This window comes from Psychrobacter pygoscelis, from assembly GCF_004335015.1.
Taxonomy (GTDB): domain Bacteria; phylum Pseudomonadota; class Gammaproteobacteria; order Pseudomonadales; family Moraxellaceae; genus Psychrobacter; species Psychrobacter pygoscelis.
Genome location: NZ_RQRU01000001.1, coordinates 977,515 through 1,004,050 on the forward strand (window position 1 = coordinate 977,515; position 26,536 = coordinate 1,004,050).

General features: G+C 45.3%; 18 protein-coding genes. 10 read left to right on the forward strand and 8 right to left on the reverse strand.

The genetic code is table 11. From position 1 onward, the window contains the following. The first annotated feature begins 25 nt into the window (after positions 1-25). Positions 26-931, forward strand: coding sequence for a histone deacetylase family protein (locus tag EGV92_RS03845; protein ID WP_131667863.1), 906 nt, complete (start codon positions 26-28; stop codon positions 929-931). Between the two features lie 407 nt (positions 932-1,338). Here the strand turns inward: EGV92_RS03845 and EGV92_RS03850 are convergent, their stop codons facing one another. The 4 genes from EGV92_RS03850 to coaBC all read right to left on the reverse strand — a co-directional run bounded on the left by EGV92_RS03850 (position 1,339) and on the right by coaBC (position 5,119). Further along, positions 1,339-2,010, reverse strand: coding sequence for a DNA-3-methyladenine glycosylase family protein (locus EGV92_RS03850; RefSeq protein WP_131667864.1), 672 nt, complete (start codon positions 2,008-2,010; stop codon positions 1,339-1,341). A 49-nt stretch (positions 2,011-2,059) separates the two neighbouring features. Next, on the reverse strand, positions 2,060-3,004 hold the full coding sequence (locus EGV92_RS03855; protein ID WP_131667865.1) for a DMT family transporter: 945 nt from the start codon (positions 3,002-3,004) through the stop codon (positions 2,060-2,062). Between the two features lie 65 nt (positions 3,005-3,069). Then, positions 3,070-3,837 carry a sulfite exporter TauE/SafE family protein gene (locus tag EGV92_RS03860; RefSeq protein WP_131667866.1) on the reverse strand — a complete coding sequence of 256 codons (768 nt, stop codon included), beginning with the start codon at positions 3,835-3,837 and terminating at the stop codon, positions 3,070-3,072. Between the two features lie 34 nt (positions 3,838-3,871). Beyond that, positions 3,872-5,119, reverse strand: coding sequence for a bifunctional phosphopantothenoylcysteine decarboxylase/phosphopantothenate--cysteine ligase CoaBC (gene coaBC, locus EGV92_RS03865; RefSeq protein ID WP_242678588.1), 1,248 nt, complete (start codon positions 5,117-5,119; stop codon positions 3,872-3,874). A gap of 448 nt (positions 5,120-5,567) precedes the next feature. Between coaBC and radC the strand changes: the two genes are divergently transcribed. From radC to EGV92_RS03890, 5 genes are all read left to right on the forward strand, one after another. Further along, positions 5,568-6,248 (forward strand): RadC family protein, encoded by a 681-nt coding sequence (gene radC / locus EGV92_RS03870; protein WP_131667867.1) that lies wholly within the window; start codon positions 5,568-5,570, stop codon positions 6,246-6,248. A gap of 793 nt (positions 6,249-7,041) precedes the next feature. Continuing rightward, complete coding sequence (locus tag EGV92_RS03875; RefSeq protein ID WP_131667868.1) at positions 7,042-9,891, forward strand: acyl-CoA dehydrogenase; 2,850 nt, start codon at positions 7,042-7,044, stop codon at positions 9,889-9,891. Between the two features lie 336 nt (positions 9,892-10,227). Continuing rightward, positions 10,228-11,619, forward strand: coding sequence for a dicarboxylate/amino acid:cation symporter (locus EGV92_RS03880; protein WP_131668104.1), 1,392 nt, complete (start codon positions 10,228-10,230; stop codon positions 11,617-11,619). Between the two features lie 892 nt (positions 11,620-12,511). Then, positions 12,512-13,786: a sodium/glutamate symporter gene (gltS, locus tag EGV92_RS03885; protein ID WP_131667869.1), complete on the forward strand. Its 1,275-nt coding sequence runs from the start codon at positions 12,512-12,514 to the stop codon at positions 13,784-13,786. 201 nt (positions 13,787-13,987) lie between these two features. Next, positions 13,988-14,899: an AEC family transporter gene (locus EGV92_RS03890; protein ID WP_131667870.1), complete on the forward strand. Its 912-nt coding sequence runs from the start codon at positions 13,988-13,990 to the stop codon at positions 14,897-14,899. A 30-nt stretch (positions 14,900-14,929) separates the two neighbouring features. On the opposite strand, the gene EGV92_RS03895 is transcribed toward EGV92_RS03890, so the two are convergent. Further along, positions 14,930-15,691: a TSUP family transporter gene (locus EGV92_RS03895; protein ID WP_131667871.1), complete on the reverse strand. Its 762-nt coding sequence runs from the start codon at positions 15,689-15,691 to the stop codon at positions 14,930-14,932. Positions 15,692-16,361: 670 nt separating this feature from the next. On the opposite strand from EGV92_RS03895, the gene nhaA reads away from it, so the two are divergent. The 3 genes from nhaA to EGV92_RS03910 all read left to right on the forward strand — a co-directional run bounded on the left by nhaA (position 16,362) and on the right by EGV92_RS03910 (position 20,153). Then, on the forward strand, positions 16,362-17,567 hold the full coding sequence (gene nhaA / locus EGV92_RS03900) for a Na+/H+ antiporter NhaA (RefSeq protein WP_131667872.1): 1,206 nt from the start codon (positions 16,362-16,364) through the stop codon (positions 17,565-17,567). A 152-nt stretch (positions 17,568-17,719) separates the two neighbouring features. Continuing rightward, positions 17,720-18,301: a DUF2799 domain-containing protein gene (locus EGV92_RS03905; RefSeq protein WP_131667873.1), complete on the forward strand. Its 582-nt coding sequence runs from the start codon at positions 17,720-17,722 to the stop codon at positions 18,299-18,301. A gap of 469 nt (positions 18,302-18,770) precedes the next feature. Beyond that, the gene (locus tag EGV92_RS03910) at positions 18,771-20,153 is read left to right on the forward strand and encodes an oxygenase MpaB family protein (RefSeq protein ID WP_131667874.1); all 1,383 of its coding nucleotides are present in this window, start codon (positions 18,771-18,773) and stop codon (positions 20,151-20,153) included. Positions 20,154-20,496: 343 nt separating this feature from the next. Here EGV92_RS03910 and EGV92_RS03915 read toward each other — a convergent pair whose 3' ends face one another. Further along, positions 20,497-21,333, reverse strand: a complete 837-nt coding sequence (locus EGV92_RS03915; protein WP_242678590.1) for an NUDIX hydrolase — start codon at positions 21,331-21,333, stop codon at positions 20,497-20,499. A 297-nt stretch (positions 21,334-21,630) separates the two neighbouring features. Between EGV92_RS03915 and EGV92_RS03920 the strand changes: the two genes are divergently transcribed. Beyond that, complete coding sequence (locus EGV92_RS03920; protein ID WP_131667875.1) at positions 21,631-22,194, forward strand: NUDIX hydrolase; 564 nt, start codon at positions 21,631-21,633, stop codon at positions 22,192-22,194. Between the two features lie 105 nt (positions 22,195-22,299). On the opposite strand, the gene EGV92_RS03925 is transcribed toward EGV92_RS03920, so the two are convergent. After that, entirely contained in the window at positions 22,300-25,341 is a 3,042-nt protein-coding gene (locus EGV92_RS03925) for an insulinase family protein (protein WP_131667876.1), read from the reverse strand. A 661-nt stretch (positions 25,342-26,002) separates the two neighbouring features. Continuing rightward, positions 26,003-26,215 carry a cold-shock protein gene (locus tag EGV92_RS03930; protein WP_131667877.1) on the reverse strand — a complete coding sequence of 71 codons (213 nt, stop codon included), beginning with the start codon at positions 26,213-26,215 and terminating at the stop codon, positions 26,003-26,005. Between the last annotated feature and the right edge of the window lie 321 nt (positions 26,216-26,536).

Genomic DNA, 26,536 nt, shown 5'->3' on the forward strand with positions numbered 1-26,536 from the left:
CTAATATGTACACTAAAATACCTATATGCTAAAAATCGCCTACTCCGACGTCTTTCGCTACCAAGTGCCTGAAAAGCATCGCTTTCCCATGCAAAAATACACGCTAATACCTGAGCGTTTACTGCGTGAGGGTACGGTGAGTCAAGATAACTTTTTTGCGCCAACCAAGCTGAGCGAAGCAGAAATCCTAACCACTCACACCGCTGAATATTGGCACAAATTATCCACACAAACTTTGGATCGAAAAGAAGCGCGCGCCATTGGCTTTGAGATGACCCCTGCCTTGGTCGAGCGTGGCCGCTATATCGCTAGTGCCACTTATGAGTGTGCGTTATATGCCAAGCAGTTTGGGGTGGCGATGAATGTGGCGGGTGGTACGCACCACTCCTTTGCCGATCATGGTGAAGGTTTTTGTGTGTTCAATGATGTCTGTATTGCGAGTAATTTGTTACTTAACCGAGGTGAAGCCAGCAAAATCCTGATTGTGGACTTGGACGTGCACCAAGGCAATGGCAATGCTAGCATCATGGCGGATGAACCAAGGGTGTTTGTCTTTAGCATGCACGGCGAGAAGAACTATCCCTTTCGCAAGCCGCCCTCAGATCTAGATATTGATCTACCGAATGACACTGGTGATGAGAATTACCTTTCAATACTCACTGAAAACTTGCCTCGGCTGATTAAAGAAGTCGCGCCAGATATGATTTTTTATCAGTCTGCTGTGGATGTACTGGCAACCGATAAGCTTGGTAAGTTGGCGCTGACTTTAGAGGGCTGTAAAGCGCGTGATGAATTTGTGCTGACTCAAGCTCGCGATAACGGCATTCCTATTACTGTCGTCATGGGCGGTGGCTATTCAGAGGATATCGAGCAGGTGGTTGAGGCGCACTGCAATACGTTTCGGGCAGCGCAGCGGTTGTTCTTTGGGTAGGCTATGTATATGGGTATTTGGGCTTTTTATACGACTTGCCGTCAAAGTGAGTTAGGACTTATACGAGACTTAAGTCATAAGGCGTCTATGAGTAGAACCCCTCCCTATTTCGAGTATTCTGAGAGGTATAAATCATGGTACGGTCTATACTTGATGCTGACAGACGGGCTAGAAGAACCTAGTGAGGGCAATATTAAGTTAAGAGTGCGAGGGACGAGCACCGAGCTGAATCATTAAAGACCGCCTACCCTTGATGCGCATATCAGTAAATCCTCTTTAAAGGATTTACTCTTGCAAACCTAACAAAGCAGTGCTTTGTTTTAACGTTTCTCATTCCCTTTTACAAGTACTCCAATGCTAAGGCCAGTCTTTTTATCTTTTTTACGATGTATCTTATAAGACAAAACCTACACGGGCATTGCCTCTTTATCCTTAAGCCAACCATAGTGCGCCCATAGCAAAAGACTAGCGGCACTACGATGCGGTGACCACGGCTGCGATAAGTCTCTGAGCTGTTTCGGCGTAGGGCGAGCTTCTAGTCCTAAAAGCTGCCTTGCCCCCTCTTTAATCGCCAAATCATCGACGGCCAGCACATCAGCGCGGCCAAGTGAAAACAATAAATACATCTCTGCCGTCCAGCGCCCAATGCCCGTTACGGCAGTTAGCGTTTTAATCACCGCCTCATCACTCATAGTAGCGAGGGCGCTAAAGTCGATATTGTGCTCGACGAGCGAGCGCACGTAGCGAATCTTTTGCCTCGATAGCCCGTTTGACTTTAGGGCCTCATCATCTGCTTTTGCAATACGCTCAGGCGTCGTCAAATCAGCGGCTACAAGCTTGTTCCAAATACTGCGCGCCGCGGCGACAGACAGCTGCTGACCGACCATCGCCCGCATCAACTGCTCAAAACCTTCAGGCTTGCGGCGCAGATCAGGTACGCCAATTTGCTCGTATACTGGGGCAAATCGCGGCTCGATTTTGATGAGTCTAGCGATATGCTCAGCCAATGCTTGTTGGGTAGAAATAACCTCAATGATATCAAGATGGTTAGGACTATTTTGCTTCGAGTTATTGGCCATAATCTTATAATCTGTTTAGGAAAGAGGAGCGCTTAGGTAAAAACCTACCTTAAGATAAAGCGCGCTTGGCATTGGTTTTTTGGATAAACTGATATAAGGAGTGCACAATAGAGGCGGCAAAGATTAACACCCCGCCTATAGCCTGATAAAGGGTGAAATGCTCTCCATTTAACAGCGCAAATAATGAGGCAAATACCACATCTAAATTAAAGATAAGTGCGGCTCGGGTGTTGCCCACCACGCTTTGGAATTTCACCTGAGCCAGTGTCGTTAGAGCCGTAGCGAAAACGCCCATGTACAAGATGGCCAACCACACTTGCACTTGCGTAAAGTCGGGGATGGAAAAGTTCAGAGGATAATAAGACAGCAAGAGCATGCAAAACAAAGACTGAAAAAATATGAACTGCTGCTGATCGCGGCGGCGGTTTTGCTGTTGGTCTTGATGCAGGTGTTGACTATCGCGCTCTAGTCCTAAGGCTGAAATATGACCGATGAGTAGTATCATTAGCGCGATCGCTAGCGCCGCCAGTCCCGCCCACGCGTAGCCTATGGTCAATGGCTGCATACTGGGGTTTAAAATAAAATAAGCGCCGACCAGCCCAAGGACAATCGCTGTGATATCGAGTGTGTTTGGTCGTTTGCCTTGGATTAATAAGGACAGCCCCACGACCAACACCACATTAAGTGAGACGATAAATGCTGCTGTGGCCGAAGGCAGTGTCACGAGTGCATGGCTATGCCCCAATATCTGCAAACAAATAAGTAACCCGAATATAAATCCAGTAACGATGTTTCGATTGCGATTGCCCGCTTTAAAGATACCTCTAATGGTAAAGGGCAATAAAACCAAAAAGGTCACTAAGGTGCGTAAAAAGGCATAGACGCCAGCGTGAATACTACCGACTGCATTATGGGTCACTACAAACCCTAGTCCCCATAAAATTGGGATACAAAAAATGACAACCAGCGCGACTTTATTGGTATCTTTCAGCATAGTTTAAGATGGTCTTATCGTTGTTAGGTGATTTTATGGATCAGTTTGTCAAAAGAAAGGGCAAATTAACCTAATAATCCTACTATACCCTGCCAGCCTACTCGCAAACCCAATACCGTCAATATCACCAAGACCAACTGCCGAAAGCGCTGCTGCGACAGATGGTGACGTAGGCGAATGCCAAACAGAATACTGACCATAGAGACTATCGTCAGTATTGCAATTAACGTCCAGTCACTACGCGGCAGGGCCGAAATTGGTTGCCATAGAATGATAATCTGCGCAATTTTACCGAGTAGATAGCACATGTTGCCGACCTTGGCGATGGTGTTTTTATCATCGCTAGCGGACAACAGATACATGAGTAAAATAGTAGACATGGCATTGGTCGCGCCGCCGATAACCCCAGCCAATAGTCCAGTACCGATAAGGACAGGGGTAGTCGCGGGTAAGCGAATTTTTTTACCCGATACGGCTGTAATCACATAAAAGGCGATGACCGCCGCCAGCAATAGTAGAATATAGCTGGCATTAACCCACAGTAGTAGCTTTACCCCGAGCATACTACCAAGCAGGCTCATCAAAGCCAGTAACCAGTAGTTTTTGAGATAATAGCTGAAATTCTGCCAAATGCTTTTATCACCGCCTATCAACCACGTCATCGCATTCAAGGCAAATGAGGGGAAGATAGTGAGAATGATAGCGTGCTTTAAAGGGTAGATACTGGCTAGCGCAGTAGTGGTCACTAGCGTTACGCCAAGACCACTAATCCCATGTAATAACGATGCTCCGATGAAGATAAGCGCGAGAATGATAGGACTGGTTAATGGCATGATCACTCTCAGACTTCAATCAAGGAGGTTGGCGTTATGACAGCGTATCACTGATAAGAGTGACCAAGCGCTGAGCAATATTATCTTTACTGGCTTTTTCTAAAGGTACAGGCTGCTTCTTATATTGATTAGCAAAAAATACAGTCATCGCATTGTCGTCGCTGGCAAAGCCAATGTCTGAGCGCGATACGTCATTACAGGCAATCATATCGAGCTGCTTTGCTGCCAGCTTACTGCGTGCATACTTTTCAACATCTTGGGTCTCAGCCGCAAACCCCACCATGAATATCTCAGGATACTCTTGAGAGATAGTTGCCAAGATATCTGGGTTTTTGACCAGCTCTAGGGTCATACTCTCTTGAGTCTTCTTAATCTTTTGCGGCGCCGCATCACGGGTTCGGTAGTCGGCTACGGCAGCTGTCGCAATAAAAATATCACAACCTGACTCTGCAGATTCAGTAGCAGCTTGTAGCATGTCGTTAGCAGATAACACTTCCTCTCGCGTAACCCCAAACGGTGTCGGCAAATTTACCTTACCGCCTACAATGAGCGTCACCTCTGCACCAGCGTCTCGGCAGGCTCGAGCAAGAGCAAAGCCCATCTTGCCGGTTGAGTGATTGGACAAATAACGCACAGGGTCTATAGCCTCAATGGTGGGGCCTGCCGTGATGGTCACCTGCTTGCCCGCCAGTATTTGCGGCTGCGATTGCCGAGTTGCAAAGTGTAGCACCTGCTCGAGCAGCACTTCAGGCTCAGGCAATCGCCCTGCACCGACATCACCACAAGCTTGCTCGCCGCGCGCAGGCTCAATAAGGGTATAGCCTAAATCGCCTAAAGTCTGCGTATTAAGCTGGACGGCTGGATGCGCCCACATTTGTTGATTCATCGCTGGTACGACCATTACCGGGGCTGCTGTGGCAAGGCACACAGTCGCTAAGAGATCATCAGCCATGCCCATCGCCAGCCGCGCTAGCGTATTGGCAGAGGCAGGCGCTATCACCATAAGATCAGCCCATTTTGCCAGCTCGATATGGCCCATGCCTGTCTCTGCTGACTCATCAAGCAGCTCGGTGTGAACTTCATTCCCCGTCAACGCCTGCAAAGTAAGGGGCGTCACAAACGCCTGCGCCCCTTCAGTCATAATCACGCGCACCTTAAATCCTGACTTGATCAGTAATCGCGCTAAAAACGCAGATTTATAAGCGGCGATACCGCCAGTAATAGCAAGAATAACATTTTTGATGGGCGGTTTCGCTGGTTTATTAACAGGAGTAAAAATCATAGTTCAGGCGTTCCTAACGACAAATGACCAGACGAATAAAAAGTCGAATGGGTAGTGGCTTTCATAGTAAATTTATTAAAAAAAATACTGGGAATTAAACTTGCTAATAGTAACAATTCTGCTGCAAATTAGGTAAGGTTTATTCACTCATTAATAAAGGTAGCCATAAACCCTAATAGCTTATTAGTCGCTAGTCAGTCAACAGCTAGCAGCTATTTTAGACCTCATAAAAATGGCAAACAGAAAAACCACTAAAGCATAAGAGTTACTTTTAATCGTTAGGTTAGCAAGCTTTTTATACTAGTGGAACAACTGGTTAGCATAAGATATGCTGAGCATGATATTGTGTTTTATACAATATTTATTTTCAATAAAAACCACATTGTATTATAAATAATATTAATAAGAATATTTATACATAGTAAGAATAATAAACAGGGAACTATCGATGGCAATTAAAGATTGGCACGAAGATGACAGACCTCGAGAAAAACTCCTAAAACTTGGCGCATCGCAGTTATCCGATGCCGAGATACTAGCCATATTCCTACGAACCGGCACCAAAGACTCTTCAGCGATAGAGCTGGCTCGCTCGCTCATCACGCAGTTTGGTAGTATCGCCGAGTTACTAGCGGCGCCCGAACAAAAGGTGCTAGCTTGTCACGGTATTGGCCTTGCCAAATATGCCCAGATACAAGCCAGTCTAGAGATGGGCAAACGTTATCTTGACAGTCAGCTAAAATCAGGCGCCATGCTTGATCAATCACAAATGGTCAAAGACTATGTGGCCGCTCAGCTACGGCGCGAGACAAGAGAGGTCTTTGCGGTACTTTGTCTGGACAACTCACTCACCCTAATCAATTATGAGGTACTGTTCACTGGCGGTATTAGCTCATGCTCTATTTGTATCAAGCAAGTCCTGCGCCATGCCTTATCTCACGCTGCCAGTCGACTGATTATCACCCACAATCATCCTCTAGTTAGCGCCGCGCCATCGCAAGCAGATGATGATCTCACAGAGCGCTTAAAAGAGGCTTGCACCCTTATTGATATTCAGCTCATTGACCATATCATCGTCGGTCGCAATCAGGTTATGTCTTATGCAGAGCAAGGCCGCGCACCATTTTAAAGTGGCGATAAGTGACAATTAGACCTCCTATTAAAAGAAGCCTTCTATTAGATATTTTTATAGAGCACCATTTACTAATCTGGCGCATTTAAGCTTATAGCCTTGTCTCATTAGCAATGTCAAAACAGCTTTATCACTCTAAGTATTTTGGCTTTCATCTTGAGTTTTAATGACCAAGCTTTACTCAAGTTCTATGCTCAGCACTTTTTAAGTCATTGTCTATTTTACGATGACTATATTGTCGATATTTTTTAAGTTTTATACTTTGCTTTTTTTGCGGCGATGGATTACTTTTATAGTAAGTTCATTATAAAAACGATATAGCGGTACTGGGATGAATTTTCCACAGCCTCTGTCGCCATGCCCGCAGCAAGCCAGAAAGATTCATCCCAGTTGCGTATCATATTACGATGACTCTATTTTAGTTAGACTCGACTATACTCCTATTTTTATTGCCTTATTTTAAGTTACCGCTTCAGTAAGCTAAACTAATTGCTTTAGTTATTGATAGTGATTATCATCTACGTATAGTTGTTGCACATAGCTTAGCAATTCTCCACTTGATAGCTTTGGGGGATTATCTATGCTTTTTTATAATATAGTGAATTTTATAGCCAGTATTTTTACCTCGTTTATAGCGTGAGTTGGCTTTTTTAATAATTGAGCTTTGACGTGAACTCCTAAGGGATTCTTATTAATAAGCTGTCATTCTTTGTCATTCTGCTTTACTATTTAAACGTTACTATTAGACGTTGACCTCGTATCTTTATATTCAAATGCTAAGGAGGCAATCATGGCGATTGGCCTATTTATTTTGGCAATTCTGATTCAGCTAGCCATGGTATTGGCTATCTTTTTAATAGGATTGTCCCGTATTACCGGCAGCATAGTGGCCATAGTGACTGTGATTGTTACTGCCTTTATTAGTCCATGGTCGCTGATTTTGGGTGTCCCTATTGCATTATTATGTTTAGTGCTGCTCCTTACTCCGCTACGTCAAGCGCTTATTACCAAGCCTGTCTATAAAGCGCTGGGCGGGGCTATGCCAAGCATGAGTGATACTGAGCGCGAAGCGCTAGATGCCGGTACTAGCTGGTGGGAAAAAGAGCTGTTTATGGGAGCGCCCGACTGGGATACCTTTGCCAGCTACCCCTATCCTACCTTATCGGATGAAGAGCAGTCGTTCATTGATAATGAAGTCGAGACGCTCTGTAAGATGCTGGATGAATGGCAGATTCATCATGAGGATAAAGACCTCTCGCCTGAAGCTTGGCAATACATCAAAGACAATGGCTTCTTGGGATTAATTATTCCTAAGTCTTATGGTGGCCGCGAGTTTACCTCTTATGCACAAAGCCGCGTGATGAGTAAGATTGCCTCGCGCAGTCTAACGGCTGCAGTATCTTGCATGGTCCCCAACTCTTTAGGGCCTGGTGAGCTGCTCATGCACTACGGCACCGAAGCGCAAAAGGATCGTTGGCTACCAGGATTAGCTAAAGGTACTGAGGTTCCGTGCTTTGGCTTGACGGGACCAGAAGCTGGCTCTGATGCGGGCGCTATCCCAGATACAGGCGTGGTCTGCTATGGCGAGCATAACGGCGAGCAGATGCTTGGCCTACGTATGAACTTCTCCAAACGCTGGATTACCCTTGCGCCTATTGCAACGGTCGTAGGACTGGCCTTTAAGATGTATGACCCTGAGGGGCTACTCGGCGATAAAGACAAAACCGATTATGGTATCACCTGTGCCTTAGTCCCCTCTAACCATGAGGGCGTCATCGTTGGTAATCGTCATAATCCAGGCGGCTCGCCCTTTATGAACGGTACGGTTGACGGCAAAGACGTCTTTATTCCGCTCGACTTTATCATCGGCGGCGTCGAAAATGCCGGTCGCGGCTGGCGTATGCTTATGGAGTGTCTCGGTGTCGGCCGTGGTATCTCTCTGCCTGCCTTATCGACATCTGCAGGGGATATGAGCTATCTCACCGTTGGAGCCTTTGCCAAGATTCGTGAGCAGTTTAAGATCTCTGTCGGTAAGTTCGAAGGTGTGCAAGACGCCACCAGTCGTATCGCCAGTAATACCTATATGCTTGAGGCATTTCGTCACCTAGTAACTTGCGGTCTGAACCAAGGCGGCACACCATCTGTAATGACAGCGATGGCGAAATACTATGCCACTGAGACGATGCGCGAGGTCGTCAATGATGGTATGGACGTGGTCGGTGGCCGTGCTATTCAGCTTGGCCCGCGTAACTTCTTGGCCCTTCCCTATCAAGCTATTCCCGTCTCTATTACCGTAGAGGGCGCTAATATCTTGACACGGTCTTTGATGATCTTCGGTCAAGGGGCGATGCGCTGTCATCCTTATCTATTCGAAGAGCTGCAACTGTTACAAAGCGATGATAAAGAGGCGGCTGTTAAGACCTTTGATGATATGTTCTTCAAACATCTTGGCTATACCTTCAACCGCGGTGCCAGAGCCTTTATTGCCGGTTATATCGGTGGTAGTAGCGCAGCGCCAAGCTTTGCTGATAGCTTTACTCGCCCGTACTACAAGCATATCAATCGTTTAAGTGCTGACTTTGCCCTAACTGCAGACATGGCGCTTGGTCTACTCGCTGGTGACCTAAAACGTAAAGAGATGCTCTCTGGGCGCTTGGCTGATATTCATGGTCACTTATTTATTGCCACGGCTATTTTGCAGTTTTATGAGCATGGCAGTAAATCTGAGACTGAACGACTACATGCCGAGCTGGCACTTAAAAATTCCTTATATATCGTGCAAGAAGCATTCTTATCCTTCTTTGCCAACTTCCCGAACAAGATGGCGGCAGGACTGGTCAAGTTTGTTACTTTCCCAAGCGGGCGTATCTTTAGCCCTGCCAGTGACGAGCTAAAACGTCAGCTTGGCGATGTCATTATGGATGATCATAGCGACAACCCTTTCCGCGATTTTTTGAAGACGATGGTGTACTACAACACCGAGCCTAATGATGTGACCGGTCGTCTTGAGCATACCTATCAGACCTTACTTGAGATTGAACCGCTCTGGCATAAGTTCAAAAAGGCGGAGCACAAAGGCAGCTTTGAAGGCTTAACCTTTGAAGATCATGTGGTGAATGCGACGCAAAGCGGAAACCTCACTGAGTCCGAGGCCGAGCAGCTAATTACCTATAACGCTCAGCGTTTTGACGCTTTGCTCACCGATGTCTTTGACCATAGCTTAAGCGAGGTTCAAGAGCGAGCTAACCCGCATACTCTAGAAAATGCCGCTGACAATCTTACGAACTATGCTGACGTCAAAAACAACTCAAACCAAGCTGTCCATGAAAAAACAGGCGATGAGAATGCCGCGCATGGCTATGAGGAAGATGGCGACGTGAAGATGGCTGATGAGCAGCGTACGGTCACTGAAAAGGTCGATCAAGCTGACTTTGATGAGGCGCATCCTGAGACTGAGGCATTAGATCACCGTCAGCGTGATGCTGAAGATAGTCTAAATGCGCGAATGCGGGCCAATCACGGCGCCGAAGCTAACGGTGATGTGGTCATTGAAGAGCCACCTAGCAAAACAGATCCTGCTAAAGAATGGCATGACGGGCTACGCCGCGATACAGACGCAGATGCTAATGAGCCTAAATAGATAAGGGTCTAACTTGTAGACAATTATCTGCTCTGCCCTTTGATGAATGACAGCATATTAATGATAAGCTCCCCTATCACGGTAGGACTATCTAAAAGCGATGCTAAGTTAGCATCGCTTTTTTATTATTCATACGTACCGCTGAGCCAATGATAATCAACAAAAAAACTTTATTTTAAATAAAAAATATTTGTAATAATACTAACTTTTCTTTATATTGTATTACAATACGATAACATTTTATCACTCTTACTAACATTACTTAATTGCCTGTTAGGTATCAATCCCTATTACGGTTCAAGACTAATGGGGATGAATTTTGCAAAGGACAAACATATGTGGAAAAACATGGGATTGACTGGCAAGATTCTTGTCGCTATGGCTCTGGGCATCTTGCTCGGTTTATTTTTAAACTATTCAGGACTCCATACCGAAGGCAGCTTCGTTAACACTTATTTGATCAATGGTCTGTTCGGTATTATAGGTAAGTTATTCGTTAACTCCCTAAAAATGCTGGTTGTACCGCTAGTCCTTATTTCACTGATTTGCGGTGTTTGCGGTATCGGGGACATTCGTCTACTAGGGCGTATTGGTACCAAAACCTTCTTTATGTATATGCTGACCACGGCACTGGCTATTGCCACGGCTATCGGACTAGGATCGCTATTCGGTATCGGTCAAGGCATGAACATCCCCTCTGATGCTACCTTTGAGGCGAAATCAGCGCCGCCATTATCAGAAGTATTCGCCAACATTATCCCATCCAATCCCATTAGTGCTATGGCGAATGGTGATATGTTGTCTATCATCTTCTTTGCCCTCTTAATTGGTATTAGTATTTTAATGGTAGGTAAGCCTGCCAAAGGCCTTGTTCAGAGCTTAGAGCTTATTAATGAAGTCATCTTAAAGATGGTGACCATCATTATGAATCTAGCACCTTATGGTGTCTTCGCTCTATTAACCGTTGCGATGGCCGATCTTGGCCTAGAACTTATTCAAAAGTTGGTGGGTTATACACTTGTCTTGGTCGGTTCATTGGCCTTCCATTTCTTTGTCACCATGATGATTATCCTAAAGCTATTTTCTGGCTTGTCTATCAAAACCTTCTTGGCCAAGATGCGCGAAGTTCAGATTTTTGCCTTTAGTACCGCAAGCTCGAATGCGACGATTCCCGTCACCCTTCGTACCGTCACTAAGCGTATGGGCGTCAATAACTCAGTAGCGTCTTTTACTATTCCGTTTGGTGCGACCATTAACATGGATGGAACTGCAATTATGCAGGGTACGGCAACGATATTTATTGCCAATCTTTATGGCATTGATCTTGGCATTACCGAGTATCTTACGGTCATCTTAATGTCAGTATTGGCTTCTATTGGTACGGCTGGCGTGCCTGGTGTTGGTCTTATTATGCTATCGATGGTATTTGCTCAAGTTGGACTTCCAATTGAGGGTATCGGCCTTATCTTGGGCGTTGATCGTCTGCTTGATATGTTACGTACTGCCGTCAACGTTGGTGGTGATGCAGCAGTAACCGCTATTATTGCTAAATCTGAAGGTAAAATGGACGTCAGTATCTATAATGATCCTGATGCAGGTACTAAAGATGTCTTCGAAGGTCATATCGATCCAGATAACGAAAGAGAGTTCTCGCATGTGCTCAACGATGGCATCATGGGTAGCGAGTATGATGACCTCGACAATATCGGCAGACACCATAAACCATAATGTAGCTTAAGATGTCCATTAAACTTAAATAACTTAAATAACTTAAATAACAAAAAGCCCTAGCTACTATTTAGCTGGGGCTTTTTTGTAGAGAGCTAAAAAGTCAAAAACTGCCTTTGAGACAGTCACTTTGTTACAAAAGAGTCCGTGTATTTATCCCGCTTAGCAGGGTATTACTTAGATACAGCCCTCTAGAGAATGTAACCCATTAAACTTTAGTTTTTTCAAAACTTTAGTAGCAAAATTATAAAAATAGTTGCACCTCTGGCAGCTTATCTTTTATATTGTCCTGCGTTATATGAACATCCTATAAATGTGGATAAAAAGCTGGATAGAATTTGACCACGATTCTGGCATGGGACTGACAGAGGTTTCTTCTTAGTATTTGATTTTAAATAAAATAATAAGTTTTATCCCTGCTGACCTTCAATAATATAAAGGAGCAACTGGCGCTACTGGGTTGCCACGCTCCTCTGTATCATCATTGATCGTCTCTTGATCAATTCGATTTTATCAATGCTAGCACGGTGGCCAATAGCCATCTTGCTAGTCATTAATAATGTAGAGCTATTACCATCTTTATTAGGCTTAGGATGCACCATTTATCAGTAAGGGCAAGGGTATAAATACCAAGGTGACAGCGGTATTTGTAGCCTATTAATCGCCATCATCAAAAGACATCATCTCAAACACTCTTCTTATTATCTCAATTCGATAGCGATCAGTGACATGGGGTCGACTGTCTCTTTGGCTATGTTATTAGTCACTGTGTCTTCTTGGTGAGTGGCAATCTGACTTAAGGTTTAACACCGCTTAGCATCATCCGAAATGCAGCAAATCATAGATTTTGTTGCCGATTGAGGCTGATCTATGTTTATAAAAGGAACACTTTATGGAAGTTACTTTAAACGGCTATTACACGCTGATATTGGCAACATTAGTACTGTTACTTGGGCGAGTATTGGTGAAGAGAGTAAAATTTCTTGAGGATTTCAATATTCCAGAACCAGTAGCGGGCGGTCTAGTGGCTGCCATTATTGTTTATATTCTTAATTTCGTTTGGGGATATAGCTTTAACTTTCAGCAAGACCTTCAGACAGCTTGTATGCTGATGTTCTTCGCGTCTATTGGTCTAAGTGCTGATTTTACTCGGCTTAAGGCTGGTGGTACGCCATTGCTGATTTTCACCGTTGTCGTATCTGTTTTTATTATTCTTCAAGATGCAGTGGGTGTGGCAATGGCAAGCGCTCTCGGTCTTGATCCTTTGCTCGGTCTAGTAACTGGTTCTATTGCCTTAACTGGTGGTCATGGCACGGCAGGCGCTTGGGGTATTACCTTAGAGGAGCAGTACGGTGTGGTTGGCGCCACGACGCTTGGTATCGCAGTCGCAACCTATGGCTTGGTTGCCGGTGGCATCATTGGTGGTCCAGTTGCTCGCCGATTAATTAATAATCTTGGGCTAAAACCTACCCTTGCCAATCCAAACCCAACTGAAGTAGAAAAGCTGGCCTCCGAGCAGTCTTTGTACAGTACCAAACACACTGAAAATGAGGACCGTGGTAATAAAGAGATATTTGAAAAACCAGATAATATCCGCCTTATCACCGCTTCTTCTACTATTGAGTCATTGGCACTTTTTGCAGCGGCCTTGGCGTTTGCAGATGTTATGACCTTAGTGGCAAAAGACACTTGGTTTGAGTTACCAACCTTCGTATGGGCGCTGGCTGGTGGCGTGATTATTCGCAACGTGTTGACGATAGTTTTTGATTTCAACATGTTTGACCGCGCCATTGATGTGATTGGTAATGCCTCTTTGAGCTTATTTCTGGCGATGGCCTTGTTATCATTAAAGCTTTGGCAGCTAACAGAGCTAGCGGGACCTGTATTGGTTATCTTACTGGTACAAACCGTGGTTATGATTGGCTATGCCTACCTTGTTACCTTTAAAGTCATGGGCAAAGATTATGACGCCGCGGTGCTATCCGCAGGCCATTGTGGTTTCGGTATGGGTGCTACGCCGACAGCTATTGCTAACATGCAGGCAGTCACCGACCGGTATCTGCCATCGCATAAGGCATTTTTGATCGTGCCGATGGTAGGGGCGTTCTTTGTCGATATCGTCAATGCCACTGTGCTACAGATATTCACTAAATTACCATTTATGTAAGCCGCTCATTTATAGCGCTACAATGAACTAAGCCGCCCCCATAAATTAGCTCTAATTTATGGGGGTTTTTCATTAGTAAGATTAAATTCAGTAAGATTAAATAAGGATATGTGCTAGTAATAACTGCTGAGTTATCATAGGATGAGACTCTAGCAAAACGCTAACGACGTGCTAAATGGGACGTAAAAAGGATAATAATAAATGCTCCTAACTACTATTTTTTATAAAGTGTTATTTTTAGTCGCCATAAGTATCTTGGGCTTTTTGCTCGGTAAAAAATCCGATGTTGAGGCTTATAGCATCTCCAAAATACTGGTCTATATTGTCGCGCCCATTGTTATATTTTTCTTAGTCGTATCTAAGGACTTTAGCCCCAAGTATTTATTGCTAAGTATCGGTAGTTTTTTACTGTGCTCATTAATGAGTGTGAGCGCCTTGAAATTAGGCGGCAAGATATGGTCAGGAGGCAATAAAAACCTATTCGCCTTCTCTGGCGGTACAGGTAATACAGGCTACTTTGGTCTTCCGGTAGTTATCTACTCTCTAGGCTATGAAGCGGGGGTCATCGCCGCATTTATTATTCTAGGCGTTACTCTCTACGAGTTTACTGTAGGCTACTATATTACCGCGCAAGGTCAGCACGATAAAAAAGATGGCCTAATTAAGATGTTGAAGCTGCCGCTTATCTACGCCTTTGGCCTAGCATTTGGGCTGTCTTACTTTGGTATCAAACCGAGTGACAGTCTGACTGAGAGCTTTAGTATCTTTACGGGCACTTATAGTGTGCTTGGGATGATGGTCATCGGCATCACCTTAGCTAAGGTCAAAATACAGCATATCGATTGGCAATTTGTTGTTTTGGCTAATTTGTGGAAATACCTTGTCTATCCTCTGATAGGATTTGTACTTATTAGCCTATTTGCAGGACAATTAAACACGCTTGAACAAGCAGTAGTGATGGTGATGTGCTGCGTTCCTATGGCAGGCAATACCGTGGTACTGGCCAATGAGCTAAACGTCCATCCTGATAAGGCTGCGGTAGCGGTAATGATCAGTACAGTATTATCTATCGCCCTGATACCGCTGTATTTATTTGTTTTTAGGGTGGTTTAGGTGCAGTTGAATCAACCAAAAACCACACGCTTAGCTTGCATCAAAAACGTATTTAGCAATCATCGCTAGGCAAACTAAAACGATAACCGGACGGATGATTTTACTGCCTCCTTTTACCACCATGTGCGAGCCGAAGTAAGCGCCGATGACTTGCCCCACCATCATTGATAGTCCCACAGTCCACAACACATTATCCCCTAAAATAAAGAATATTAGTGAGGCAATATTGGTCGATAAATTGAGCACTTTCGCCGCTCCCGTTGCGACGATAATTTGTCGTCCGCGTAGCGCCACATTGCCCAAGGCAAAAAACATCCCTGTACCAGGGCCTACATAACCATCATAAATACCGATCAGTGGTGCGACAAGCTTTTGCCAAGCCGATTCAGAGATACGCGGCTCCGCCTCCACCTCACCTAAGCTTGGGGCAAATAGCGTATAGATACCGATGGCAGCAATCAAAAACGGTATGAGCCTCTCTAGTAGGTCTGGTGGTGATAACTGGACCGCGATCGTCCCGACAACCGCCCCACTAAAAGCCCCAATGATGGCGCGCTTCATCTTAACGGGCTGAACCACACCTTTTTTTATCATGGTAATAGACGCTGCCAATGCACCAGAGGCTGCTTGTAGCTTATTCGTGCCGAGTGTCAAAACGGGGGGGATATTGGCCAGTAGCATAGCTGGAATGGTTAACAGTCCACCACCACCGGCAATGGCATCGATAAAACCAGCAATGCCAGCCACAGCGACCAGCATTAATATAACTTCGAGGGACAGTTGTAAGTCCATAACACTCACTTCATTCCAATCACTGCTGTCATTAAACAGCGCTATTAACAGAGCCGCGCTTAGTAAGAAGCCAATTAGGAAAAAACTGTTAACTAAAGAGCTGTTCTTGAAAGGGCTATTTATTAAAGAGTTACTTAGTAAATAACCAATGATATATTAACAACCATACCGATTCTGCTTTGGCGATAGATTAACCCTCGACAAGATACGCCTAAACGCTCTATAAATAAAGTACAAAAGCCTCATTAGCGGACTGGACTTTTACTGATAATACGATTTATAGCATTAATTAGTGCCCGACCTCAATTAGCTCATAAGGCTTAATATGAGAGTTATTTTTGTCAATCAAAGTAAATTTTGCAGAGAATATGAACTTATTGTCTAGAAATTTGCAAAGACTGGCAGAAATATAGCCATTTTGAGTCCATTAAACGTTAGTTTTGGTAAATGACGACACCTCCTACGCAATTTTGAATTATAGTATCGATGGCAAATCAGGCGAATACGCATTATAAAACGTTGCGATTCAATGATTACAAATAGGTATTATCTATAGCGTTGGTATGTGAGACCGCTTATTTTCATGTAAAATAAGTCATCATTTAATGTAAGTAAAAGGACAATCACACTAACAACTGATGGTGTTAAGTGTTAGTAAATTGAGGATAGTATGGCAATACGAAGGTTAAAGTCATTTTTTGAGTTAGAAGCAGCAGGGGGTATCGTCTTAGCAATTGCGGCTATTGTCGCTATGATCATTGCCAATACTCCCCTTCACCACTGGTATGAAGCATTTATTCATGCCCCTGTTGAGCTACGCATCGGCAATCTTGAGATTGCCAAAGACGCCCACCACTGGATTAATGACGGCCTAATGGCAGTGTTCTTCTTTTTGGTCGGCTTAGAGCTTAAGCGTGAGGTACTGGTCGGTGAGCTGTCTAACATCAAGCAGATTGTCCTACCAGCAGCAGCAGCGGTCGGCGGTATGCTAGTGCCCGCCCTTGTCTATCTCGCCTTCAACTACCATCATCCTGAATTTATCAAAGGATGGGCCATTCCAGCAGCGACTGATATTGCCTTTGCTCTAGGAATCTTAAGCTTACTTGGCAACCGCGTTCCTAACTCATTAAAGATATTCTTAGTCTCTATCGCGATTTTTGATGATATAGGGGCTATTTTAATTATTGCTCTTTTTTATACCAGCGATCTCTCGCTTGGCTCATTAGCCATCGCTGGCGCTTGTCTGCCTTTACTGTTTTTATTGAATCGCCGCAATGTGACCAATATCACCCCTTATCTACTAATTGGCGTTATCATGTGGGTTGCCGTACTTAAATCAGGGATTCATGCCACATTGGCAGGTGTGGTTTTGGCACTATTTATTCCATTATTGGATAAAACTGATCCAGAGCACTCGCCGCTCGAAGAGCTAGAAGAGGACCTACACAATACTGTCGCTTTTGGTGTATTGCCCATCTTTGCTTTTGCCAATGCCGGTATCTCCTTAGAGGGAGCTGGACTCTCTGAGTTATTCCATTCAGTGCCTTTGGGTATCGCTGCCGGACTATTTATTGGTAAACAAGTGGGCGTGATGCTCACTTGTTGGCTGCTTATCAAGCTTGGTGCTTGTAAGATGCCAGCGGGTATGGACTTTAAGCAGATTTATGGCGCGGCATTGCTATGCGGTGTGGGCTTTACCATGAGTCTATTTATCGGAGGTCTTGCCTTCGGTGGTGGTAGTCCGTTATTTGATGAGCGTCTCGGCATTATCATGGGCTCTATCGTCTCAGGTATCGCAGGTTATCTAATGCTAAAAACAACCTTAAAAGACACTACCGATGGTACTGCCGTTGATTTAACGCAGCCCTCTACATAAGACGATACTATTTGCCCCACGCCTTAGATAGATTGACCGGTTGTAGATTAACAATAAGCCGTCCATGACCCTTAATAGCGCCCCTAAATACACCTAAAGTTGGGGCACTGTTAAGCCATGAGACACTCTCAAACAGTGCAAAGGATAAGCCCATGCGACTATCAAGGCTGACGGTACTAACTTTACCGCTAGTAGGCAGCGCCCTAATACTGGCCAGCTGTGCCACTTTGTCCAAAGAGCAATGTATGGTAGGAGATTGGCAAGCTATTGGTTATAGCGATGGCGTGGCGGGCTACTATGCAGATAGACTCAGCTTGCATGCAAAAGCCTGTGCAAAAGCGGGTGTGGCTCCCGACTATCAAGCTTGGGAGCGTGGTAGGCAGCAGGGGCTGAAGCAGTATTGTAGCGCTGATAATGCCTTTGCTCTTGGTCGCCGCGGTCAACCGCTAAACAGCGTCTGCTCAGCCGAAGTCAGCCAACGATTACAGAATATCAACGCTCAAGGCCGAGAGTACTATGCGCTGAGCAATCAGCTCAGAGAAGCGCGAAACCAATTAAAGCAGTACCAAACCGAATATATTAAACTTCGTGATGGCGAGATGCTCAACTTCAAATCAGAAAAAGAAGCGCGCGCTAGGCTCCTATCATTACCAGCTCGAATTCGTAGACTTAGGCAACAAATAGCCGATAATGAGGCCCAATTAGAATCGCTCAAGCGCCTGTCTCTTTACTAAACTATGCTAACTAGCGGTGCCAGCTAACCAAACTGCCTGAATCCCTTGACTGTTTCACTTTAGCGTTAGCTGTCTTAGTTGCTAACCTAGCTATTTTTATCCTTTAATGAATTATTCCCTAATATTTTGTGCGAGTGCTACCTTGCCCCTGTGGCAATGAGCCCTAAATTAGGATATTGGCGTATTTATCTCATCAGCGCGTCTTCTAGGCTCGATTATCATTCGCTTATTTTGCTTGTCTTTATCTCTTGTTTTCTCGTAATAATGAGCCGTAAGCTGTCGATATCGTACAATATATCTCGCCTTTTATTCATAAGTTGCATTTGTAAGAGGTAGTTTGCTGAGGCTTCACTTTGTCTGCTACAGTAGCCTTATGACTTACCACTACCTATTCAGTCGTTGTATGACTGGTCCTAAATTTATTTAGCTTTTAACAAAAGCGCCATCACCCTATAAGCTGTCGCCAATCATGACTACTCACCCCTCCTCTCTTGACGCTGCTACTAGTGCAGACCACGATATGCTCAGCTCGCACGCTGAGCCAAGCCCTATTCATTATCGTCGGCATGGTCGAACCACAAGCATTGATGACCATACCGACTTACAAGTGCTAAGACGGATTCGCCGTTTTATGCTTCCTAATGACTTTGTAATTGAGGATGGCTTACTAAAAGAGATGGTAGCAGGCTACGATATTGGTGACCTTGCGGCTGATAGCCTAGTCAAAGCGGGTGTTCGATTTGCCAAGCCTTTACAGCATGCCGTATTGACAGATAAAGTTCCAGAATCCTTAAAAGACCACCCGCAATTTAGCCAACTGGCTGAACAATTTAGCCAGCATCCGCGTTGGTACGACCCTAAGCTTGCTGAGATTGGAGCGATCGCCTATCGCCGCTATCCTCTTATGCTGATCTGGCTACTGCGTAATGTGGCTCTAATGGCGGGCTATAGTATTCCTGCCCTATCTCTACCACTAGTGCAGACAGGTGCTCTTACTCATGAGGCCTTACCGCGGCTGATGCGAACTTATGCTTATATCTTAGCGGTGTCTGAATATCCTGAGCTAAACGGCGCTGCTAGTGTATTGGCTATTGGCTCGGAGGGTTGGCGACAGTCTATTAAAGTGCGTCAGATTCATACTATGGTGCGCCATGGGCTGCTAAAAGGTCAGTTTAAATCACAGAAAATCAAGGCTGGTGATCAAGACAATAATCCAGCGTGCCTGCATCAGATCAACACTCATCAGCGGGCAGATGGTAGCTGGAACAGCGCCTTTTGGGGTATTCCAATCAACCAGACCGACATGGTAGCGACGCACTTGCAGTTCTCTTTACTGATTATGCGAGGCCTACGCTTACTTGGCGCCCGGATTAGTGAAGAAGAAGCACAAGGTATCTTGCACCTGTGGCAATTGGCCAGTTACTGGCTAGGGGTGGACTTGCAGCGGCTACCTGAAGATGAGACCGCTTGCTGGGCCTGGCTTTACACTTATCTATCTATTCAGCAGCTCGACTTTGAGACGGGTAAACCGTTAGCTCGAGCACTGCACGACTTACCCAGTCAAATTATGGGGGAGGACAACCGCCGAGGTCAGTTTGTGGAGCTAGTGAACGCTAGCGTGACTCGAACCTTGGTCGGTGATGATATCGGTGATGGATTAGGACTACCCAAGTCAAAACTACGCTTCGGGGTGCTCAGTGCCGTACCCATTCTCTTTGGTCTTGACTCTGCTCGCCGCTATAGCCCCACTATCGCAAGTAAGCTAGAGGACTTTCGCGCTAAACGTCAGGACAATATGAACTGGTGGCTCAAGCAGCATGACGACTATTATCAAATAGCAGACAGTAAATAACGCCTATTGAAGCAAGACTAAGACTAGTGGGGCAAAACTACCAGAGCACAACTGCTGAACTAAGACTGTCAGACCAACAGTCATTATCATGCTAGATATTGAATGTTGCCCCCTATAGACCTTTACAGAGACAACTGTTAGTAAAGGGTTAAATTAAACAGGCAGGACTCTAGCCTATCAGTAAGCTCCATTGTCATTTTAACCAACCTCTTGACCGATGCGGCTATCAACATGGCCGCGCTCGGCTTAAGCGTGTCAGGTCAGACTATCGGGTCAAAGCATACTAAACTTAGACATCCTAAGCCCTTGTACGCTAAATCTAGGCTCTCTAAATCTAAGCACGCTAAGCTTGAGCACGATAGTACCAATCAATATGCCGATCGAATCCTACCGCTAATAAACTGGCGATAATACGACCTGTCAGCCCCCACACTGTCTCACCATCCACACGCCAGCTGGGTGTCAGCAGAGTCATCGTCTGCTTGTCCACTGGATAATCTATCGCATACTCTTCTAGCGGCTGATCAATCAGCGTCTCAAAGTCTGCCCAAAATATCCGCGCAATCTCGCCAAGCTCAGGCACTAGCACCATCGCCGCTGGCACTAAGACCACAATAGGACGAACGCTCATACCACTTTTTGATGTCTGAACGGGCAGCTGACCGAGGAGCTGAACTTGATTGGGCGCCAGCGCGGTCTCTTCACAAGCTTCTCGAAGCGCGGTCACGATATTGCTGCCATCGGCAGGCTCATGCTTGCCGCCGGCAAACGATACTTCACCTGCGTGTGTATTGAGGTGGCCTGCACGCCGCGTTAATAGTAATCGCGGTACCTGTTCATTAGTAATCGCTACTAGCACTGACGCATCTGCAATGGGCGTCTGATTTAATGCCATTAAAATCTGTGCACTTTGCTGGATATCATGATTCGCATGATGATCGTCAATCTGAGCATGCCCGCTCTGCGCCATCACACCACTCTCATAAGCTTGACCGCTACTGATACTGTCATTTTTGCTGCTACCTTTAACGCCATCTTGATTGGCAGCATCATCAAATGATGGTGATAAAAGCGGTGCTTGTAACCGCGCTGCCAGCTGACGTAACAGAGGGTGCGAGATATGCGCGGGCAACGCCACTGCCAATTCATCGAAGCGAACGGAATGTAGAGTATCAGACATCGGGTGGTTCTCTTTTGACGATAATTTTAGCCTAGCGCAAACTTCATCATCTTGCACATGCTTTATGTGACCCATTATTGCATGACGGACCAGACACTTTCATGGCAAAAATCAATTATAGAAGGGTATGATTAAATGGCATAACCAGCTAACGCGATTCAATAGCCAAACCAGATCTAGAATTGTTATAGTGCAACAGACCAATGTTAAGCTCTTATGCTATCTTATTAGCTTATAATAAATCGTTACTCTTTTTAGTTTTGTTGCTACCTCATTCTAATTTCTAGGCGCTTTACTATGTCGTATTGTCTAAAATGTGGCCATTTGGCCGAGCGTAAAATCCCTGAAGGCGATCATAATGTCCGATTGGTCTGCCCTAATTGTGACTATATCCACTATGAGAATCCTAAAATTATCTGTGGGGCACTGGTCGTTCATGAGGACAAAGTACTGCTGTGTCGACGTGCGATTGAACCGCGCTATGGTTACTGGACTTTGCCCGCAGGCTTTATGGAGATTGGTGAGACCATCGCTGCAGGAGCGGTCCGTGAGACCATCGAAGAAGCCGCTGCCAACGCTCTAGACCCGCAGCTTTATTGCATCTATGACATTCCGGCTATTGGGCAGATATATATGCTTTATCTATCGCGCCTCAAAGAAGGTAAGTTTGGTACTGGTCCTGAAAGTCTAGAGTGTGCATTATTTACGGAGTCTGAAATACCTTGGGAGGATATCGCCTTTGAAGCAGTACGCCGAACTCTGAAGCATTACTTTTCAGACCGCCAGCAGCATGATAGTCATGATCAGTTTAAGATTCATCAAGAGTATATCGGTAAAGACAAAAGCATTGAGCGCTACTAGGCCTATCCGAAATAGCAAAAACCATACAGGATACCAAAAACGCCGCTCTGATCTCTCAAAGCGGCGTTTTCTACTGAGCGACTAAGCTCAAAAGCAGTAAAATTGTTAGCCTTTCACCCGCTTAACCGTGAAGCCTAGCGCTTTCACTACCTCTTCTTTATCAAAAGGTGCCAAGACAGCTCGAGCGTGCGGCATCTCTTGTAAGTACTGCTTGGCGACTCGCTGCAAGTCAGCCAATGTCACCGCCAAGATATTAGCGCGCATCTTTTGTTGCCACGCTTCACCGCGGTTGTGTAAGTCCGCAAAACACGACTTGACCGCTTCACCAGCTGGTGATCCTGGCTTATCCATCGCAGAGATAATCCCTAAGATGGCTTCCTCTAGTTGCGCGTCTGTCTGTGGCTCATTCAGCAACCACTCCACACTTTGAGCAAAGTGCTCGAAAGTCTGGCCGCAATGTGGATCGCGATAGCTAAAGAACTTAAAGGCACAAGAGTTGGCATCATAGCCTGCACCGCCACCATAAGCACCACCCTTTTCGCGAATAGCACTGTGTAAATAACCATTGCGTAAATAAGGGGCCAGTACCATTAGTGCCGCGGTATCTGGATGGTCAGCAGACGTCGCTGGATAGACTGCCGCATTGTGATAGACATTAGTCGCGACTAGCCAAGCGATATCTTCGCTATCTGCCTTTGCTAGCTTTTCAGTATCCAACGACTGCAAGCGCAGTCCTGCAAACTCACTTGGCACAGTACTTTCAGTATCAATCTTTGTAGGGCTACTGCCTTGATTTGCAGCGTCCGCAGGACGCTCTTGCCAGCTTTGGGTGATAAGCTTAGTTAAGCGCTCAGTTTGCTCTGCTTCGCAGATAATAAGCGCATGTTTAGGTAAGTTGACGATACGCTGATGCAGCGCTGTTAGACCTTGAGCCAAGCTATCCCACTGCTTGCCATCTGCTTTAGCACTTGCCAAAAAGTCCGTAAGGGCATTGAGTGCAGGTAGACCACTTCGCACGTATTCAAGGTGAGCTTGACGACTCATATCACGGCTGGCGGTTTGCATAGCATAAGCATGTCCTGCCCCTGCCAAGCGCGACTGCCATCCTGCTTGCTTTTGCTGAAGCAGCTCTTTGATACGCGCATGCTCGTCAAAGACACTGTGAGTCAGTACCTCTTTGACCAAGCCAATAGCTTCTTCCTTACGGTTGAGCGCTCGCGTTGCCATAACAAAGTAGCTGGCGATCTTATTACGATCATGAATACTGGTGCGTTGGCTAATTCGCGCAGTTACGCCCGATGAGTGGGCAGCTTGAAGGGCCTGCATCTCACGCGCGTCCATTGTCTCTGTACCCAGCTCAGACAGCAGTCCTAAATATAAAGGCAAGAGTGGATGATTAATAATATCGTCTGCTGACTCTGCATCGCCTAGTACTTGACTTTCAAGCGGCATAATCACTTGATAGTAGTACAAGCCATTGGTCCCTGCTTCATACTCAAATAGCTTGGCCTGTCGCCCCTCTAAGGTAATATCCTTTTGCTGCCCATGGATAAAACTGACCGACTCTGGAATGTCTTCAAGACCCACTTTAGGCAATAAACTAAGATCATCGACAGCACTCTGACGCGCAGCTAAATCTAAGGCTTGCTGACGCAAGATAGCTTTATCATCTGCGGTCATTTCAGCCGCGATAGTATCAAGGCGCGTCTGCTCAGCGGCGGCTATTTTGCTCGCCTTTTCAATATCCGGAACCAGTGTCACACGGACGCGGTGTGGATTGTCGATAAGATGCGTTTTGATCAGCTCTGGTAGCCAACTTGGGTCTTTAATCTGCTCACGTAGCCAAGCCAGATGCTCATCGACTTCCCAAATATCAATAGGGTTGCCATCATGGATAGCAGTACTAAAGCCTTCTAACATAAGATTGAGACCATAAGGAATGCTATCGCCACCGATATGACGCTGATCGATCTCAATCTGATGCAAAATCGTCTCGATAGTTTCGCTACTAATCTCCTGTTCGACGACCTTGCTCAGTAGCGCTAAAATCCCCTGCTCTACTGCCTCAGCATGTTCAGGCTCAGAACCGCGAAGTCCAGTATAAAATACCATCTCAAAATGACTGTCATCGAGACCAAGAAGTGGGCTTGGTGCAGTGCCAAGCTCATGCGAGTCAAGATAGGCGCGCAGTGGCGACCCTGCATGCTCAATCAACACTCCCTCTAATAATCGCAGTGCCAGGCGCTGCTTTGGATCAGTAATCGCAGGCAATAACCAAGCGACCACATGATGGGTCTTAGCAGGACCTGCTTCATCAGCCGTATACGTCTCAGTAGCTTGAATAGGCGCACTCAAGCGCTGCTCAGGGCGCGAGACATGTTTCTTGCCAGTCTCAAACTGTACCAATGCATCATTGTGTAGCTTGGCTTGGGTCTCGGCCACCGGAATATTACCAAAGCTCATAATGACACTGTTTGACGGATGGTAATGGCTGCGGTGAAACTCGACCAACTCATTGTGCGTAAGGTCTGGAATATCAGCAGGGTCACCACCTGAGTTATAGTGATAAGTGGTGGTTGGAAACAGATGGTGAGCCACCGAATGATACAACTGATCCACTTCGCCACTCATAGCACCTTTCATCTCATTAAAGACAATGCCCTTGAACTGCGGCTTATCCTGCTCATCTAGCTCAACACGGATACCTTCTTGGGCGAAATCTAAGGGATGAATATTGGGGAAAAACGAAGCGTCTAAATACACCGATAATAAGTTGAAATAATCATTCTTATTCTGCGTGGCAAAGGGATATGCCGTCCAGTCTGCCGCGGTCATGGCATTCATAAAAGTATTTAAGGAGCGCTTGATCATCGAAAAGAAAGGATCACGGACAGGATACTTAGCAGACCCACATAGCGCCACATGCTCTAGAATATGCGCCTCACCTTTGGAGTCCATAGGCTGGGTACGAAAGCCGACTAAAAAGGCATTTTCATCACTGGGATGGGCAAGGTGGTAGTGCATGGCGCCAGTCTTAGCGTGTTGACTGATCAATACATCAAGCGACAGGGCATCAATATGGCGGTGCTCGATAAGTCGAAACTCAGGATGAAGCGTAAGATCAGGGGTTGTCACAGTGTCAGTCATAAATATCCTTGAAAATTGCAAAATATGCATCCGCTCATCTTAGGGTGTAAGGTTCGCTTACTTACAAAGAGCTAAAAGAGCGCATCCACATCATGATACATCAATAGTGGGTCAATACTGGCCTTAAGAGGGTGTTGAGATAAGCATCAGACCAAGATATGCCGTTGAGCAGTACCCATTAATAATAATGGCTCATATAAAGTTGAGTTGGGTAGTCTGGATTGTAACTGGATGACAATGACGCAGATGCCTAGGGTGACTAAATGGAGACTGCTAACCGTGAAGTCAAGCGATGACCTCAAACTCACTGATGAAGTTATAGTTAGATTAATAATATATAAAATATAATAGATACATTGCCTAATCTTGCAACTGGGAGAGCTTTTAAAGCTATCGATTTAACCTGTAGCATAGTTTGTCAAGATAGTAAAAATACCCAATCGCACTGTATCGGTTTTGCCGTGCTTTAACTATAGCCAATTCGTTAATAAATGCGAGTTTATTAATAAATGATGCTACATTAAAACAGAATCCATGATTATCAAGAGACCCTATTTTAAGCTTGGCAAGTATAACACCTTATGAGCATTACCGAAAACTGAAGCAAAAAAAACGAGCCAATTGGCTCGTTTTTTGTATCTTTATATAGCTAGGCTATAAATTAGATAGCAGTAATACCGTGTGCTTGTGGGCCTTTAGCGCCCTGAGTTACGGTGAACTCAACTTCTTGGCCTTCAGCCAAAGTTTTGAAGCCTGAGCTAGCGATTTCGCTGTAATGAGCAAAAACGTCTGGACCGTTTTCTGGAGCAATAAAACCAAAGCCTTTAGCTTCGTTGAACCACTTTACAGTACCTTTTTGAGTTTCGTTAGACATAATATAATCCTAGTTTTAACAATGATGGCCCTTGGCCGATAACGCTTGGGAATAGCAACTGAACGGTAAATCTTAAAACGAAGGATTATAACTAATACTACGAGGTAATGATTTGGTGCAGAACTTCTCTTAAGCAGGAGCCCAGTATAGGTAGATGATGACCGTAATGCAAGCTTTATTTTTAATTAATTAATAGTATTGCCAACTTATAGCGAACTTTATACTTTTAGACGTCTCAGTTAATTTTTTGAATTCAAGACTTTGTAATTGCGGTAGCATGGGCGCGTAGGCAGTGCTAAGATATTAATTACAGGCTACTAA

Bases quoted from the DNA above. Each gene is read 5' to 3' on its own strand.
- EGV92_RS03845 (WP_131667863.1), top strand. From the start codon at position 26: ATGCTAAAAATCGCCTACTCCGACGTCTTTCGCTACCAAGTGCCTGAA.
- EGV92_RS03850 (WP_131667864.1), bottom strand. From the start codon at position 2,010: ATGGCCAATAACTCGAAGCAAAATAGTCCTAACCATCTTGATATCATT.
- EGV92_RS03855 (WP_131667865.1), bottom strand. From the start codon at position 3,004: ATGCTGAAAGATACCAATAAAGTCGCGCTGGTTGTCATTTTTTGTATC.
- EGV92_RS03860 (WP_131667866.1), bottom strand. From the start codon at position 3,837: ATGCCATTAACCAGTCCTATCATTCTCGCGCTTATCTTCATCGGAGCA.
- coaBC (WP_242678588.1), bottom strand. From the start codon at position 5,119: ATGATTTTTACTCCTGTTAATAAACCAGCGAAACCGCCCATCAAAAAT.
- radC (WP_131667867.1), top strand. From the start codon at position 5,568: ATGGCAATTAAAGATTGGCACGAAGATGACAGACCTCGAGAAAAACTC.
- EGV92_RS03875 (WP_131667868.1), top strand. From the start codon at position 7,042: ATGGCGATTGGCCTATTTATTTTGGCAATTCTGATTCAGCTAGCCATG.
- EGV92_RS03880 (WP_131668104.1), top strand. From the start codon at position 10,228: ATGTGGAAAAACATGGGATTGACTGGCAAGATTCTTGTCGCTATGGCT.
- gltS (WP_131667869.1), top strand. From the start codon at position 12,512: ATGGAAGTTACTTTAAACGGCTATTACACGCTGATATTGGCAACATTA.
- EGV92_RS03890 (WP_131667870.1), top strand. From the start codon at position 13,988: ATGCTCCTAACTACTATTTTTTATAAAGTGTTATTTTTAGTCGCCATA.
- EGV92_RS03895 (WP_131667871.1), bottom strand. From the start codon at position 15,691: ATGGACTTACAACTGTCCCTCGAAGTTATATTAATGCTGGTCGCTGTG.
- nhaA (WP_131667872.1), top strand. From the start codon at position 16,362: ATGGCAATACGAAGGTTAAAGTCATTTTTTGAGTTAGAAGCAGCAGGG.
- EGV92_RS03905 (WP_131667873.1), top strand. From the start codon at position 17,720: ATGCGACTATCAAGGCTGACGGTACTAACTTTACCGCTAGTAGGCAGC.
- EGV92_RS03910 (WP_131667874.1), top strand. From the start codon at position 18,771: ATGACTACTCACCCCTCCTCTCTTGACGCTGCTACTAGTGCAGACCAC.
- EGV92_RS03915 (WP_242678590.1), bottom strand. From the start codon at position 21,333: ATGTCTGATACTCTACATTCCGTTCGCTTCGATGAATTGGCAGTGGCG.
- EGV92_RS03920 (WP_131667875.1), top strand. From the start codon at position 21,631: ATGTCGTATTGTCTAAAATGTGGCCATTTGGCCGAGCGTAAAATCCCT.
- EGV92_RS03925 (WP_131667876.1), bottom strand. From the start codon at position 25,341: ATGACTGACACTGTGACAACCCCTGATCTTACGCTTCATCCTGAGTTT.
- EGV92_RS03930 (WP_131667877.1), bottom strand. From the start codon at position 26,215: ATGTCTAACGAAACTCAAAAAGGTACTGTAAAGTGGTTCAACGAAGCT.